Source organism: Bowmanella pacifica, assembly GCF_014645355.1.
In the GTDB taxonomy this organism is placed as follows: domain Bacteria; phylum Pseudomonadota; class Gammaproteobacteria; order Enterobacterales; family Alteromonadaceae; genus Bowmanella; species Bowmanella pacifica.
In genome coordinates, this window is record NZ_BMLS01000005.1 from 50,501 (window position 1) to 65,508 (window position 15,008).

Genomic DNA, 15,008 nt, shown 5'->3' on the forward strand with positions numbered 1-15,008 from the left:
GAATTATGGCAGATATCAGTATTTTTTATGGCAGTGTGTACGGTAACGCCCAGCAATTGGCAGACGATGCAAAACAGCAGCTTGTTGAAGCAGGGCACAAAGCCGAGGTCTTTGAGCAACCCAGCATCGCGGACTTTCAGCAAGCCGAGCAATTATTGTTTATCAGCTCTACAACCGGGCAAGGGGATATTCCGCCAAATCTGGAAGGTTTTATTTTAGAGTTGGAGTCCCGTTTCCCGCTGCTGAATGGAAAAGGTTTTGCTGTGGTGGGGCTGGGTGACAGTAGCTATGGCGACACCTACTGCGGTGCGGGTCGGAAAATTTTTTCCTTAATGGAAGAATTGCGAGGAGAGGCGCTTGCGCCGCTGTTTAAAGTGGATGCCTGTGAGACTTTGGAGCCGCAGGAAGAGGTGCTGCCATGGTTAAAGCAGGTCTTTGGCTGATAGGAAGTAGGATGTTAGCCTGTCACAATCCATGGTGCGCAATCAGAGAAAAGGCGGGATACCCCGCCTTTCTTAGAACCGGAGGCTGATATTACTCAGCGCCGCGCAACAATGCATTGATGCCTACCTTGGCGCGTGTTTTAGCGTCTACTTTCTTAACAATGATCGCGGCATACAGGCTGTATTTGCCATCAGCAGAAGGCAGGTTGCCAGGCACGACCACAGAGCCGGCTGGAACGCGGCCATAGTGAACTTCACCGGTTTCACGATCATATATACGGGTGCTCTGGCCGATAAATACGCCCATAGAGATAACCGCACCTTCCTCAACCACTACGCCTTCCACGATCTCTGAGCGGGCACCAATAAAGCAGTTGTCTTCGATGATAGTTGGATTGGCTTGCAGTGGTTCCAGTACGCCACCAATACCAACGCCACCTGACAGATGCACATTTTTGCCAATTTGCGCGCAAGAGCCAACGGTTGCCCAGGTATCTACCATAGTGCCTTCGTCGACATAAGCGCCGATGTTGACATAAGAGGGCATCAAGACCACGTTTTTACCTATGTAGCTACCGGTACGCACAGTGGCGGGGGGAACGACACGAACGCCTTCGGCAGCAAATTGCTCCGCGCTGTAGTCGGCATATTTAAGCGGAACCTTGTCGAAGAAGCGGCTTTCCGCGCCGTCCATCACCTGATTGTCATGCAAGCGGAAATACAGCAGCACCGCTTTTTTCAACCACTGATGAACCACCCATTCGCCAGCAATTTTCTCTGCCACTCTGGCTTTGCCGCTGTTCAGCAGGGCCATGGCCTGCGCAACCGCGTCGTGAATGCTCGCGTCGGCGGTGGCGGCATTCAATTCGTTACGTTGTTCAAAAGCTTGTTCAATAATGGATTTCAGTTCTGACATGTTTCACCGTGGTTTTGTTGATCTAATGTTGCGATCAGTTGTTTTTTAAGAGAAAGCTGTTCTTCCTGACTGAGAGCCAATCCTTGTGCGTTAGTCAGGATAAAAAGGTCTTCGGCACGTTCACCAATGGTGGTGATCTTAGCCATATGTAACGACAGGCCAAAGGCGACAAATTGCTGGCTGACTTTAGCCAATAGCCCCGGCGCGTCAAGGGCTTCCAGTTCCAACAGTGTCATATTGGCCTGGTTGGTAAAAAAGCGCATTTTTGTGGGGACGCTTAATTGTTTCATACGCCTTGGCATCTTGCGGTTGTTTATATGCTGATGACCAGGCTTGGCCAGTTGGGTCAGTATGGCGTTTTTCAGACTCTGGCGACGGGAAGCGGAATCAATGCGGCCACCGTCCTGTTCAAGAATTATAAAGCTATCCAGTACATAACCATCCTGAGTGCCCATTATCTGAGCATCATGAATGGAACAATTGCGGCTATCCAATACCGAGGCTACCTGAGCAAATAAACTGGCGCGATCGCGCCCGTACAGCATCAATTCGGTTCCCGCTTTGGAGGTATCATCTGACAGTTCCACCAAGATCTGCTGCTCGTCGAGCTCTTCATGGCCCAGGATCACGCTGGTGTGCCAAACTAACTGGCTGGCCTTAAAGCGGACAAAATAATCCCAGTCCAGGCGGTGCCATAGCCCGGTGACCTGTTCAAGATCATGGCCTTGCTCTCGCAGTAGGGTGAGGGCTTCCTGCTTATGTTCATTAACCAACGACTGCAGGTCAATTTGGCACTCCAGACCGTTCTCCAGCGCTTTGCGGGTCATCTGATAGAGTTCACGTAATAAGGCTGACTTCCAATCGTTCCAAAGGTTATCGTTGGTGGCGCGAATATCCGCCAGGGTGAGCGCGTACAGGTGATTTAGGTAAGCCTTATTACGAACTTTTCCGGCAAAGTCGCGGATCACTTCTGGATCGTAGATGTCTCGGCGCTGTGCGGTAACCGACATCAATAGATGTTGTTCAACTAACCAAACGGCCAGTTCGGTGTCTTTCACCGATAATTCATGTTGCTGACAAAAGGCCTGTAAGTCGGCTGCCCCCAGCTTGGAGTGGTCACCTCCACGGCCCTTACCTATATCATGGAAAAGCGCGGCAATATAAAGTAACTCTGGTTTATCCAGGTTCTGCATTATACGGTGACAACGGGGGAAGCTCTTGGCGCCTTCGGGTTGCGAGTAGCTATATATGTGCTTTATCAGCCTATGTGTGTGTTCATCCACGGTATAAGCGTGGAAAAGATCAAATTGCATCATGCCCACGATCTGATTCCACTCAGGCAGGTAAGCCTGCATGATGCCGTGCTTATGGGCTAAATCCCAGGCCAAACCAAAAAAGTTGGGATGGCGAAGCAATTGCATGAAGCGCTGCCGGCAATCTTCATGCTCGCAAAAATAGTGTTCGCGAAAACGTCGTCTGGCATTTCGTAACAAACGCAGTGTGGCCGAGTGCAGTCCCTGGGTCTGAGGTGTATCCGCCACCAAAAGTAAGAAACTTAACAGTCTCTCGGGGCTATCAAATACGTTTTCATGACGAGCTTGCAACAGTCCATCGGCGAGGGCAAAGTCGTGATTGATAAGCTGGTAATCGCGAACTTTGAGGGCCAGTATGTCTTGGCGAAAATGCTGTAACAGCATTTCGTTCAGTTCGCTAATACGTCGAACCGTGCGAAAGAACGCCTTCATCATGGTTTCGACCGATGCTTTTCCTTCATCCCCATAACCCAGGCGTTTGGCCACTTGCGGTTGATAGTCAAACAGCAGCCGGTTTTCACTGCGTCCGGCTACGAGGTGCAGACTAAATCGGATACGCCATAAGTGGTTTCGGCACTCAATAAGCTCTTCGAATTCTCGGGCGGTAAAATAGCCATGTTCTACTAACTCGCGACCTTTAAGCACTTTGAAATGCTTCTTGGCAACCCAGCCAATGCTTTGGATGTCGCGTAAGCAACCTGGGTTTTCCTTAACATTGGGTTCCAGGTTGTAGGAGGTGCCATTAAACTTGGCATGACGTTGAATCTGTTCTTCATATTTAGCCAGGAAAAAATCCTGGCTGCTCCAAAATTCTCTGCTTTGAACCTTGGTCTGCAACTGTTCAAAGGTGCTCAGGCTGCCGCATAACAGCCTGGCTTCAATCAGGTTGGTGGCAATGGTGATATCCTGGTTTGCCAGCTTGATCGTTTCTTTGACGGTGCGTACCGCCTGACCTACATCCAGGCCAATATCCCATAGCAGGGTGATAAAACTGCCCAGCTTTTCTTTTATCTGGTCATTGGGCGCTTTGACGCTGAGCAGCAGTAGATCTACATCTGAATAGGGCTGTAACTGACCTCTACCGTAGCCGCCGACGGCGACCAGCGACACATCCTGGTATTGATCCAGTTCTAGCAGTTGCCAGGCTTGGCGAAGCAACGCATCAACAAACACGGCTCGACCTGTAACAAGGTGATCAACGTCCACCTGCGAGGACTCGCTGTGTAGCCAGCGGTAACTTGCCTCAACACAGGCTTTAAACGCCGCAACGTCTTCCACGTTGTTCAGCTGTTTAATATCACCTAGCAGGTTTTGCAGCGCCAAGACTCGCCCCTTGTTTAGTGATTGATGATGCGAGCCAGGGTATCGTCGCTACGCAGCGTCAAAATTTCACAGCCGTTGGCTGTCACCAAAATCGTATGTTCCCACTGGGCGCTCAGGCTGCGGTCTTTGGTCACTACTGTCCAACCATCTTTCAGCAGCTTAGACTGACGCTTACCAGCATTGATCATAGGTTCAATGGTCAGACACATGCCTTCCTGCAGGACTTCACCCGTACCCGGGCGCCCATAATGCAGAACCTGAGGTTCTTCATGGAAGTCAGCCCCGATGCCGTGACCGCAGTATTCGCGTACCACCGAGTAACCGTGTTGCTCGGCATGCACCTGAATAACATGGCCGATATCGCCTAAATGCACTCCCGGGCGTACTAGCTCGATACCTTGGTACATACATTCTTGTGTCACGCGAATTAAGCGCTCAGCCAAAATAGACGGTTGACCCACAACAAACATTTTGGATGTATCACCGTGATAACCATCTTTGATGACGGTCACATCAATATTGATGATATCGCCGTCTTTCAGCACTTTATCGGATGGGATGCCATGACAGATAACATGGTTCACCGAGGTACAGATGGACTTGGGAAAACCATGGTAGTCCAAGGGGGCCGGGACGGCCTGCTGCTGATTGACAATATAGTCGTGGCAGATGGCATTGAGCTCATCTGTGGTAACACCCTTCTTTACATAAGGGCCAATCATCTCCAGAACTTCCGCAGCCAGTTGGCCGGCGATTCTCATTTTGGCGATTTCTTCAGGGGTTTTGATTATGGCTGTCAAAAGGATTCCAACGTCATATCAGTAATAAAACAACAGGCCGCATTCTAGCGGCTAGGCACCTTACTGTATAGGTGCGATTGGCGCGGATAAAATAACCCGTGGTTGTAAGTTATAGCTGCTTTATGGTATAAAGCGCGCGCATTTTGTCCGCCTTACTAAAAGGCGGCGGGTGTAAAACTAAATAACACACATGCATCGACACGGTTTTCGGGGTGTCTGGCGGGGTTTACCCTTAAGGATCGAAGACTGGGATGCATGGAGGCCTAACCCCATTTGAGGAAAAATCTAATGGCAAACGTATCTATGCGTGACATGCTGCAAGCCGGCGTGCACTTCGGTCACCAGACCCGTTACTGGAACCCGAAAATGAAACCTTTCATCTTCGGTGCACGTAACAAGGTTCATATCATCAACCTGGAAAAAACCGTTCCTTTGTTCAACAACGCATTGAACTTCCTGTCTGGCGTTTCTGCCCGTAAAGGTAAGATCTTGTTTGTTGGTACCAAGCGCGCGGCATCTGAAGCTGTTAAAGAAGCAGCACAGAGCTGTGACCAGTTCTATGTGAACAAGCGCTGGTTGGGCGGTATGCTGACCAACTGGAAAACCGTTCGTCAGTCCATCAAGCGTCTGAAAGATCTGGAACAGCAAGCTCAGGACGGTACGTTCGAGAAGCTGACCAAGAAAGAAGCGCTGATGCTGACTCGCGAAATGGCCAAGCTGGAATCTAGCCTGGGTGGTATCAAGGACATGGGCGGTCTGCCTGATGTTCTGTTTGTGGTCGATGCCGACCATGAGCACATTGCCATCACTGAAGCCAGAAACCTGGGTATCCCAGTTGTATCTGTAGTAGATACCAACTCTGATCCAGACGGCGTAGACTACATCATCCCAGGTAACGACGACGCTATCCGTGCCGTTCAGTTGTACCTGAATGCTGCTGCTGCTGCTGTTAACCAGGGTCGCGAACAGAACCTGGAAACTCAGGCTGAAAGCGACGACTTCGTAGAAGCTGAATAATCGTCATCCCTTTGTCACGGCAGGCTGGAAAACTGGTCTGTCTGGAGGATGTCATAGCACAAGGGCGTTAAGCCCTTGTGTTCCATACGAACAAATCTACTGAGGAAAACAAAATGGCAGTGACTGCAGCCCTAGTAAAAGAACTTCGTGAGCGTACCGGTGCCGGTATGCTGGATTGTAAAAAAGCGCTGGAAGAAACCGCTGGTGATATCGAACTGGCGATTGAGAATATGCGCAAATCTGGTCAGGCTAAAGCCGCCAAGAAAGCTGGCCGTATTGCCGCTGAAGGTGTGATCCTGACTGCCGTTGAAGGCAATGTTGCAGTAATGGTTGAACTGAACTGTGAAACTGACTTCGTTGCCCGTGACGAAAGCTTCCTGGCTTTCGGTGCTAAAGTTGTTGCTCTGGCTCTGGCCAATAAAGTAAACGACGTAGAAGTGCTGAATGGTTTAGAAATTGACGGCGCTAAAGTTTCTGACGTGCGTGATACCCTGGTTGCTAAAATCGGTGAAAACATCGCTGTTCGTCGCGTAGTGACCATTGAAGGTGACAACCTGGGTGCTTACGTACACGGTGGTCGTATTGGTGTTCTGGCTATCCTGCAAGGTGGTGAGAGCGACCTGGCTAAAGACGTTGCCATGCACGTTGCCGCCAGCAACCCACAATTTGTTAAGCCTGAGCAAGTACCTGCCGAAGTGGTAGAGAAAGAAAAGGCGATTCAAATTGATATCGCTATGCAAAGCGGTAAGCCTGCTGACATCGCTGAGAAGATGGTTGCCGGCCGTATGAGCAAATTCACTGGCGAAATCAGCCTGACTGGTCAGCCTTTCGTTAAAGATCCTTCACAAACTGTTGGTCAGCTGCTGAAAGCGGCGAATGCCGATGCAGTTAACTTCGTGCGTTTCGAAGTGGGTGAAGGTATCGAGAAGAAGACCGAAGACTTCGCCGCAGAAGTACAGGCTCAGATGGCAGCCGCCAAGAAATAAATAGAGTCTGTGACTTTTGCCTTAAGGCAATGTCATATAAACTACGGGCACCTCAATTGGGGTGCCTTTTACTATGTGGCGGATTTTCCAGGAAAATTTACCATATACCCCAAAGACTTTACTGCTATGTCCGTTCACATTCGGGTAAAGCGCAGGTCAACCAGAATATACAGGAAGCATCTTTTCAATGAGCATCAATCCAAAATCCGCCTATCGACGCATATTATTGAAACTCAGTGGTGAAGCCCTGATGGGCGAAGAGGGTTTTGGTATCGATCCCAAGGTATTGGATCGTATGGCCCAAGAAATAAAGGAACTGGTGGAGCTAGGTGTTCAAGTCGGGCTGGTTATCGGTGGCGGCAACTTATTTCGCGGTGAAGGCTTAGCCAAAGCCGGGATGAATCGTGTGGTCGGAGACCATATGGGTATGTTGGCAACCGTGATGAACGGTCTGGCGATGCGTGATGCCTTGCACCGTGCCTTTGTAAACGCGCGACTGATGTCTGCCATTCCATTGAATGGCGTGTGTGACGCTTACAATTGGGCGGAAGCCATCAGCCTGCTGAAATCTGGTCGGGTGGTGATTTTTGCCGCCGGTACCGGCAATCCTTTCTTTACAACCGACTCCGCAGCCTGTTTACGCGGTATTGAAATCGAAGCTGATGCAGTACTTAAAGGCACTAAAGTGGATGGCGTGTATGACTCGGATCCGGCAAAGAATCCCAACGCCGTTATGTATGAGCAACTAAGTTATCAGGAAGTGCTTGAGAAAGAACTCAAGGTGATGGATCTGGCCGCCTTTACCCTGGCTCGCGATCATAATCTGCCGATTCGTGTATTCAACATGAACAAAGCAGGTTGCCTTAAGGCCGTGGTAATGGGTGAGGATGAAGGGACCTTGATTGACCACTTGGATAAAATTAACTAAGCACTGCAGACAGGATTGAAAGCATGATTAATGAAATTAAAAATGACGCCAAAGAGCGTATGAGCAAGTCCATCAATGCATTAAAAAGCCAATTCAGCAAGATTCGCACAGGTCGTGCGCATCCGAGTCTGCTGGATAGCATTGTGGTGTCTTACTATGGTTCCGATACGCCGCTGCGCCAAATTGCCAACGTGGTTGCCGAGGACGCGCGTACTTTGTCATTAACTGTGTTTGATAAAGCCGCTACCCAGGCCGTCGAAAAAGCCATTATGCAATCTGATCTGGGCTTAAACCCCATGAGTACAGGTACCGTAATTCGTATTCCTCTGCCGCCATTGACCGAAGAGCGCCGTAAGGACCTGATCAAAGTGGTACGTGGTGAAGCAGAACAAGGCCGTGTGGGTATTCGTAACGTGCGTCGTGATGCTAACGCTGGTATCAAAGACTTGGTGAAAGAAAAAGAAATCAGTGAGGATGACGGCCGTCGCGCGGAAGATGATGTGCAGAAGCTGACAGACGATTTCATCAAGCAGATCGATCAACTGCTGGTGGAAAAAGAAAAAGAACTGATGGAAATCTGATCGATTTCAGATCGCTATCGGAGCAATTTCCAACATGTCTTCACAAAGCATTCCAAGGCACGTAGCCATTATTATGGACGGTAACGGGCGTTGGGCTAAGCAACGTGGCAAGATTCGTACCTTTGGCCATAAGGCCGGGGTCGAATCGGTGCGCAATGCAGTGGCCTATTCGCGTAAGAAAGGGATTGAAGTACTGACCCTGTTTGCTTTTTCCAGTGAAAACTGGAATCGTCCAGCCGACGAAGTCGGCGTATTGATGGAGCTATTCAAATTCGTATTGAAGAGCGAAGTCAAACGCCTGCATAAAAATGATGTCAGGTTGAAGGTCGTTGGCGACCTCAGCCGCTTTGACGCTAAATTGGTCGAGCGCATCCGCGAAGCCGAAGCCCTGACCGCCGAAAATCGCTCTTTGGTGTTAAACATCGCCGCTAACTACGGCGGTCGTTGGGACATCGTTCAGGCCGCCAGGCAACTGGCAGACAAAGTCAAAGCTGGAGAACTTACCAGCGCCCAAATTGACGAAGCCAGCTTCGATGCCCATACCTCTCTGGCAGGTTTTGCCGATTTGGATTTGTTGATCCGAACCGGTGGCGAGAGTAGGGTGAGTAATTTTCTGCTCTGGCAGTTGGCTTACGCTGAACTCTACTTTACGTCAGCCCTGTGGCCGGATTTCAATGAAGAGGAATTCGAGCTGGCTGTGGCCGATTTTTCCGCGCGCCAGCGGCGCTTCGGTAAAACCGGTGAACAGATAGAGGCATGACGTTCTGAGGATCAACCCTTTGCTAAAACAACGTATAATCACCGCTTTGGTGTTGGCCCCCCTGGCGCTTGGCGCCATCCTGTTCCTGCCCTTAACCGGCTTTGAGCTTTGTATTGGCTTAATTGTTGGATTAGGGGCTTGGGAATGGGCCAATTTAATGAGTCTTGCCAGTCGCAAAGCCAAAGGCCTGTACACCTTATTGGTGATGGCAATTTGTGTAGCGCTAACCTGGTATATTCCTACTGAGGAAATCTGGGTTCAAGGTCAGTTAACTCCGATTTATCTTGGCATCTTAAGTGTGGCTGCTCTGTGGTGGGCGGTGGCGCTGCTGATGATTCTGGCGTATCCGCGCTACACCAGTATGTGGCGTAACAGCGTACCTATCCGGGGCTTATTCGGCCTGCTAACCTTGATTCCAACCTGGGTGGCCATCGTTACCCTACGCACCAAACTTTATGATATCGACCCCTTTTATGGCGCTTCCCTGATCTTCTATGTTTTGGGCATTGTCTGGGCGGCCGACATCGGTGCATTTTTTGTCGGTGTTAAGTTTGGACGGCACAAGCTGCGTCCTAATGTGTCTCCCGGCAAAACTCTCGAAGGCTTACTGGGTGGTATTGCAGCGTCCTCTGCGATTATTGGTTTTGCCGCCCTGCATTATCAGGTCAATGCCAGCATGATTTGGACCCATATCCTGATTGGTGGACTGACGGTGGGTGTTTCTGCCCTGGGCGATTTAAATGAAAGCATGTTCAAGCGCTGCGTTGGCTGCAAGGACAGCGGTACTTTGTTGCCCGGGCATGGTGGTATTTTAGATCGAATTGACAGTCTGACCGCTGCATTCCCTGTCTTTGCACTGTGCTATGTGCTGTGGATGACCTGATGCAGAGACTTTGTATTCTTGGCGCCACCGGTTCTATTGGGCAAAGTACCCTGGATGTGGTGGCACGCCATCCTGAGCGCTTTGATGTCGTGGCGTTAACTGGCCATCGCAATTTAACCTTGTTGGTTGAACAGGCGAAGCTGCATACCCCGCGCTTTCTGGTTGCTGCTGACAAGCAGGATTACCCTGTTCTGGCTCAGCTGGTAGCTGATGCCGGTGTTAGTTGTGAAGTTTTGGCCGGTGAAGAAGCCCTGGAATATGTCAGCGCCCATGCCGAGATTGATGTGGTGATGGCGGCCATTGTCGGTGCAGCAGGGCTGTTGCCAACCTTAGCCGCGGTCAAGGCCGGTAAAAGGGTGTTGCTGGCGAATAAAGAGGCATTAGTGATGTCTGGCCGACTGTTTATGCAGGCCGTGCGTGAGCATCAAGCAACTTTACTGCCCATCGATAGCGAGCATAACGCTATTTTTCAATGCTTGCCCCATGACTACAGCTACGGTGCGCCGGCTACATCTGGAATCAGTAAGATTTTGCTGACAGGATCGGGTGGGCCGTTTTTGCACAAGGCAATGCATGAGTTGGACGGTGTGACGCCGCAGCAGGCTTGTAAGCATCCAAATTGGAGCATGGGACGTAAGATTTCCGTCGACTCTGCCACTATGATGAATAAAGGGCTGGAGTTTATCGAAGCCTGCTGGCTGTTCGGTTTAACTACAGAGCAAATTCAAGTGGTTATCCATCCGCAAAGTGTGATTCATTCTATGGTGCAATATCAGGATGGGTCGGTACTGGCGCAAATGGGCAACCCGGATATGCGGACCCCGATTGCCCATGCTTTGGCGTATCCAAAGCGCATTGAGGCCGGGGTGGCGCCCTTGGATTTTGCTGCCTTAGCGGATTTCTCCTTTCAGTATCCCGACTATACGCGTTATCCTAACCTAAAGTTGGCCATTGACGCTTGTCAGGCTGGGCAATATGCCACTACCAGTCTGAATGCCGCCAATGAAATAGCCGTCGAGGCGTTTTTACTGGGCAAGATTCGCTTTACGCAAATCGCCGGTGTGAACGAACACGTATTGCAATCTATTGACGCGTTAGAATTGAACAATATTGACACTGTATTAAACGTAGACCGCCGGGCCCGTGAATTGGCCACCTCGCTAGTGGCTAGGTGGCAGGGATGATTTTGTCGTTCCTCAATAACCTGGTGTTTTTTGTTATTGCCCTTGGGGTGCTGGTGGCCGTGCATGAATGGGGGCATTTTATTGTTGCCCGTTGGTGCGGTGTTAAAGTTCAGCGCTTTTCGGTTGGGTTTGGCAAGCCGTTGTGGCGCCGTATAGACCGTCATGGTACAGAGTTTGTCTTGGCCGGTATTCCTCTGGGCGGCTATGTAAAAATGCTGGATGAACGGGTAGAGCCTGTATCAGACGCAGATTTGCCCCGTGCTTTTAACCGTCAATCTGTTTATAAGCGTATTGCCATCATTGCGGCCGGCCCGATAACTAACTTTTTGTTTGCCATTATCGCCCTGATGTTTATGTACATGTTGGGGGTGGAGACCGTTAAACCTGTGGTGGGCGACGTGCCAGCGCAGTCTATTGCTGCCCGCGCTTTCGTGCAGCCTGGTATGCAGATTACCCATGTAGGTGGACGAGAAACCCTGGATTGGGAAGCAGTTAATCTTGAACTCGTGTCGCATATTGGTAAAGACGAAATGGCGCTCGATGCCATCTGGCCAGATTCCGGCCAAAAGGTGAGTGTGCACTTTGATCTTCGACAGTGGCAATTTGACCCAGACAAAGATTCTGCACTTATCAGCCTGGGGCTGGTACCATACCGTCCGGCTATTACCACCGAAATTGCACAAGTGGCTGATGACTCACCGGCCAAGGCCGCGGGATTAAAGGTCGGCGACAAAATTGTCCAGATACAGGGAACTCCCGTGCAAAATTGGGAACAAATAGTGGACTTGATTGGTGCACATCCCAATCAAGTTTTGCCTTTTGCATTGGAGCGTGATGGTTATTTAACGCGCCTTGATGTCAAACTGGGGCAGCGGGAAGGGCCAAATGGCCTGCAAGGCTACCTCGGTGTGGTTCCCAGCATGGACGAGTGGCCAGAGTCTTATCGCTTTACCCATCAGTACGGCCCTGTTGGTGCGCTGGTGGAAGGTGCGGATAAAACATGGCGCTGGATGGTGCTAAGTGTGGAAATGATCGGCAAGTTGATCAGTGGGGATGTGTCGGTAAAAAACCTCAGTGGCCCGATTTCTATTGCCCAGGGGGCAGGAGCCAGTGCAGGTTATGGCCTGGTGTATTTTTTGAGTTTTCTCGCCTTAATTAGCGTGAATCTTGGAATCATTAACCTTTTGCCGTTACCGGTACTTGATGGCGGACACCTACTCTATTATTTTATTGAGCTTTTAACGGGTCGGCCGGTACCGGAATCGGTTCAGGAAATAGGGTTTCGCATCGGTGGCGCATTGTTGCTACTGCTGATGACGATAGCCATCGTCAATGATATAGCTCGCTTGTAGGCTGAAGGCGTATAGCGAAACCCAGAAGTTTGGAAGAATAATAGTAAATGAAGTTAAAACCTCTAATTGCAGCCTTAATGCTGGCCACCGCATCACAAGCTTCCGCTAACAATGACAGCGAGTTTATCGTTGAGGATATTAAGGTTGAAGGACTACAGCGGGTGGCGCTGGGTGCTGCGCTGACCTATTTGCCGGTGAAAGTGGGCGATCGCCTGAATAGCTTTCGTGTTTCTCAACTGATCCGTTCTCTTTACTCCTCCACGCACTTTGAAAGTATTAAAGTCCTGAGAGATGGTGGCACCTTAGTTGTTCAGGTGAAAGAGCGTCCAACCATCAGTAATATCACTTTTGAAGATAACAAAGATATTAAGGACGAACAGTTACAGCAAAGTTTGGATGACAGTAAGGTCAGGGTGGGAGAGCCGTTAGATAAGACGGTGCTGACCTCGATAGAAAACGGTCTGAAAGACTTTTATTACAGCATTGGTAAGTACAATGCCGAGGTAAATGCCATTATCACGCCGCTGCCGCGTAACCGGGTTGATTTAAAATTAACCTTCGAAGAAGGTGATGCGGCCAAAATTCGTCAGATTAACGTAGTGGGTAACGAAGAGTTCTCTGACGGCGAATTGATGGATCAGATTGAACTGAAATTTGATACGCCGTGGTGGGATTTTTTGTCTGAGACCCGCTATCAGAAGCAAAAACTGACCGGCGATATGGAAACCCTGCGTAGTTACTACATGGACAGGGGCTATTTAAGATACAACCTGGACTCCACCCAGGTGTCCATGACGCCAGATAAATCGGGTATTTACATCACCCTGAACGTCACCGAAGGTGAACAGTACAAGGTGTCTGACGTTGAACTGGTGGGCGATTTGCTGGGCCAGGAAGATTTCGTTAAACAGATTCTGCCGCTACGCAGCGGAGAAATGTATAACCTGGCCGAAGTCACTTATACCGAAGAGTTTATCAGTAAGTATCTGGGGCGTTTTGGATACGCCTTCCCAACAGTCACCACTATTCCAGAGATCAACGACGAAGATAAAACCGTTAAGCTGACCTTGTCGGTTGACCCGGGCAAGCGCATTTATGTGCGCCGTGTCAACTTCGCGGGTAACGAAGTTACGTCCGATGAAGTGCTGCGACGTGAAGTTAGGCAAATGGAAGGGGCCTGGTTGTCTAATGTGGCCCTGGAGGCCTCCAAAGGACATATGTCCCGTCTGACCTATGTGGAAGATGTGCAGTTTGACACCGTCAGGTTGCCTGGCGAAGAAGACAAAGTGGATGTTGACTTTAAAGTTAAAGAACAGCCATCGGGTTCATTTAATGCCGGTATTGGTTACGGTGACCGCACCAAGCTGAGTCTGCAAGCCGGTATTCAGCAGGACAACTTCCTGGGTACAGGTAAACGCCTGGCGCTTAATCTGAATACGGTTTCCTATCAGCGTAGCGCCACTATTTCCTACACTGACCCCTATTTCACTATTGATGGTATCAGTCTGGGTGGCACCATTTTTTACTCGGACTTTGATGCCGGTAGTGCCAACCTAGTGCAGTACAAGAATAAATCCTGGGGTGTGGGGGCTAACTTTGGTTACCCGGTTAACGAATACAATAGATTGAATTTCGGTTTTACTTACCGGTATAACGAAATTTCTCAGCTACAAACTTACGATCAGATTCGTAATTTCTACGACCTGTTCGCCGATCCCGATAACCCGGATGCCGGTATTGAGTTTAACAGCTATGAATTCAGCGCCGGCTGGAGTCGTACTACGCTAAACCGGGGTATTTTCCCTACGGCAGGTTCATCACAGCGAGCAACGGCTAAGGTCACCGCACCTTTCTCTGATGTGGACTACTTTAAGCTCAGTTTTGATACCCGTTTCTATTTCCCGCTGTCGCGCGATCAGCGTTGGTCAGTGCTGGCAAGATTGGAACTGGGCTATGGGAATGGTTATGGCGATATAGATGGCAACGATCAAATACTGCCATTCTGGGATAACTTCCGCGCTGGTGGTAGTGACTCCTTGCGCGGTTTCGAGAGCAATACCGTCGGTCCTCGCGCTATTTACCGCCGGCCGAATACCATCACTGCACCGGATGGCACCCTGATTCCATTAGGGCCTGATCAGGATAGCATTGTTGTGTCTGAGCGTTCCATCGGCGGTAATGCCTTGGCGCTGGCGGGTCTAGAATTAATTGTGCCCACGCCTTTTGTTGATGAAGAGTTTAACAACTCGGTACGTACCAGCCTGTTTGTTGATGCCGGTAATGTGTGGGACACTGAGTTCAGAATGTCTGATTATAATGGCTTGCGTGATAGTCAACGTGCCAAAATTTCAGATTTCGAAGATCCAGGTCGCTTCAGGGCCTCTGCTGGTGTATCGGTGCAGTGGTTGTCGCCTATGGGTCCGATGATCTTTAGTTTCTCTCGGATCCTGAAGGAAGAAGATGGGGATGAAAGCCGCTTCTTCTCGTTCAATATAGGCCAAACATTCTAATAACAGCGTCCT

13 protein-coding genes are annotated in these 15,008 nt (G+C 49.9%); 10 read left to right on the forward strand and 3 right to left on the reverse strand.

What is annotated here, in order from left to right; genetic code table 11:
* Positions 1 to 5: 5 nt before the first annotated feature.
* On the forward strand, positions 6 to 443 hold the full coding sequence (locus IEX02_RS14640; RefSeq protein ID WP_188696749.1) for a flavodoxin domain-containing protein: 438 nt from the start codon (positions 6 to 8) through the stop codon (positions 441 to 443).
* A 91-nt stretch (positions 444 to 534) separates the two neighbouring features.
* On the opposite strand, the gene dapD is transcribed toward IEX02_RS14640, so the two are convergent.
* Genes dapD through map form a run of 3 tightly spaced genes read right to left on the reverse strand, consistent with a single transcriptional unit; the run spans position 535 to position 4,795 of the window.
* Entirely contained in the window at positions 535 to 1,359 is an 825-nt protein-coding gene (gene dapD, locus IEX02_RS14645; RefSeq protein WP_188696751.1) for a 2,3,4,5-tetrahydropyridine-2,6-dicarboxylate N-succinyltransferase, read from the reverse strand.
* Complete coding sequence (gene glnD / locus IEX02_RS14650) at positions 1,347 to 3,995, reverse strand: [protein-PII] uridylyltransferase (protein WP_188696752.1); 2,649 nt, start codon at positions 3,993 to 3,995, stop codon at positions 1,347 to 1,349. The genes dapD and glnD overlap by 13 nt, the downstream gene beginning before the upstream one ends.
* Positions 3,996 to 4,009: 14 nt before the next feature.
* Positions 4,010 to 4,795: a type I methionyl aminopeptidase gene (gene map, locus IEX02_RS14655; RefSeq protein ID WP_188696754.1), complete on the reverse strand. Its 786-nt coding sequence runs from the start codon at positions 4,793 to 4,795 to the stop codon at positions 4,010 to 4,012.
* Between the two features lie 288 nt (positions 4,796 to 5,083).
* Here map and rpsB point away from each other — a divergent pair, with 288 nt between their 5' ends.
* From rpsB to bamA, 9 genes are all read left to right on the forward strand, one after another.
* Entirely contained in the window at positions 5,084 to 5,812 is a 729-nt protein-coding gene (gene rpsB / locus IEX02_RS14660; protein ID WP_188696756.1) for a 30S ribosomal protein S2, read from the forward strand.
* 113 nt (positions 5,813 to 5,925) lie between these two features.
* Complete coding sequence (gene tsf / locus IEX02_RS14665; RefSeq protein WP_188696759.1) at positions 5,926 to 6,798, forward strand: translation elongation factor Ts; 873 nt, start codon at positions 5,926 to 5,928, stop codon at positions 6,796 to 6,798.
* A 187-nt stretch (positions 6,799 to 6,985) separates the two neighbouring features.
* Positions 6,986 to 7,726 (forward strand): UMP kinase, encoded by a 741-nt coding sequence (gene pyrH / locus IEX02_RS14670; protein WP_188696762.1) that lies wholly within the window; start codon positions 6,986 to 6,988, stop codon positions 7,724 to 7,726.
* 23 nt (positions 7,727 to 7,749) lie between these two features.
* Positions 7,750 to 8,307: a ribosome recycling factor gene (frr, locus tag IEX02_RS14675; RefSeq protein WP_188696764.1), complete on the forward strand. Its 558-nt coding sequence runs from the start codon at positions 7,750 to 7,752 to the stop codon at positions 8,305 to 8,307.
* A gap of 34 nt (positions 8,308 to 8,341) precedes the next feature.
* Positions 8,342 to 9,067, forward strand: coding sequence for a polyprenyl diphosphate synthase (gene uppS, locus IEX02_RS14680; RefSeq protein ID WP_188696767.1), 726 nt, complete (start codon positions 8,342 to 8,344; stop codon positions 9,065 to 9,067).
* Positions 9,068 to 9,086: 19 nt separating this feature from the next.
* Complete coding sequence (locus IEX02_RS14685) at positions 9,087 to 9,950, forward strand: phosphatidate cytidylyltransferase (protein WP_188696770.1); 864 nt, start codon at positions 9,087 to 9,089, stop codon at positions 9,948 to 9,950.
* Entirely contained in the window at positions 9,950 to 11,134 is a 1,185-nt protein-coding gene (gene ispC, locus IEX02_RS14690) for a 1-deoxy-D-xylulose-5-phosphate reductoisomerase (protein WP_188696772.1), read from the forward strand. The genes IEX02_RS14685 and ispC overlap by 1 nt, the downstream gene beginning before the upstream one ends.
* Entirely contained in the window at positions 11,134 to 12,486 is a 1,353-nt protein-coding gene (gene rseP / locus IEX02_RS14695; protein ID WP_188697353.1) for a sigma E protease regulator RseP, read from the forward strand. Before ispC ends, rseP begins: the two co-directional genes overlap by 1 nt.
* Before the next feature lie 47 nt (positions 12,487 to 12,533).
* Entirely contained in the window at positions 12,534 to 14,996 is a 2,463-nt protein-coding gene (gene bamA, locus IEX02_RS14700) for an outer membrane protein assembly factor BamA (RefSeq protein WP_188696775.1), read from the forward strand.
* The last annotated feature ends 12 nt before the right edge of the window (positions 14,997 to 15,008 follow it).

Coding starts and splice junctions, on each gene's coding strand:
- IEX02_RS14640 (WP_188696749.1), top strand. CDS start 6: ATGGCAGATATCAGTATTTTTTATGGCAGTGTGTACGGTAACGCCCAG.
- dapD (WP_188696751.1), bottom strand. CDS start 1,359: ATGTCAGAACTGAAATCCATTATTGAACAAGCTTTTGAACAACGTAAC.
- rpsB (WP_188696756.1), top strand. CDS start 5,084: ATGGCAAACGTATCTATGCGTGACATGCTGCAAGCCGGCGTGCACTTC.
- tsf (WP_188696759.1), top strand. CDS start 5,926: ATGGCAGTGACTGCAGCCCTAGTAAAAGAACTTCGTGAGCGTACCGGT.
- pyrH (WP_188696762.1), top strand. CDS start 6,986: ATGAGCATCAATCCAAAATCCGCCTATCGACGCATATTATTGAAACTC.
- frr (WP_188696764.1), top strand. CDS start 7,750: ATGATTAATGAAATTAAAAATGACGCCAAAGAGCGTATGAGCAAGTCC.
- uppS (WP_188696767.1), top strand. CDS start 8,342: ATGTCTTCACAAAGCATTCCAAGGCACGTAGCCATTATTATGGACGGT.
- ispC (WP_188696772.1), top strand. CDS start 9,950: ATGCAGAGACTTTGTATTCTTGGCGCCACCGGTTCTATTGGGCAAAGT.
- bamA (WP_188696775.1), top strand. CDS start 12,534: ATGAAGTTAAAACCTCTAATTGCAGCCTTAATGCTGGCCACCGCATCA.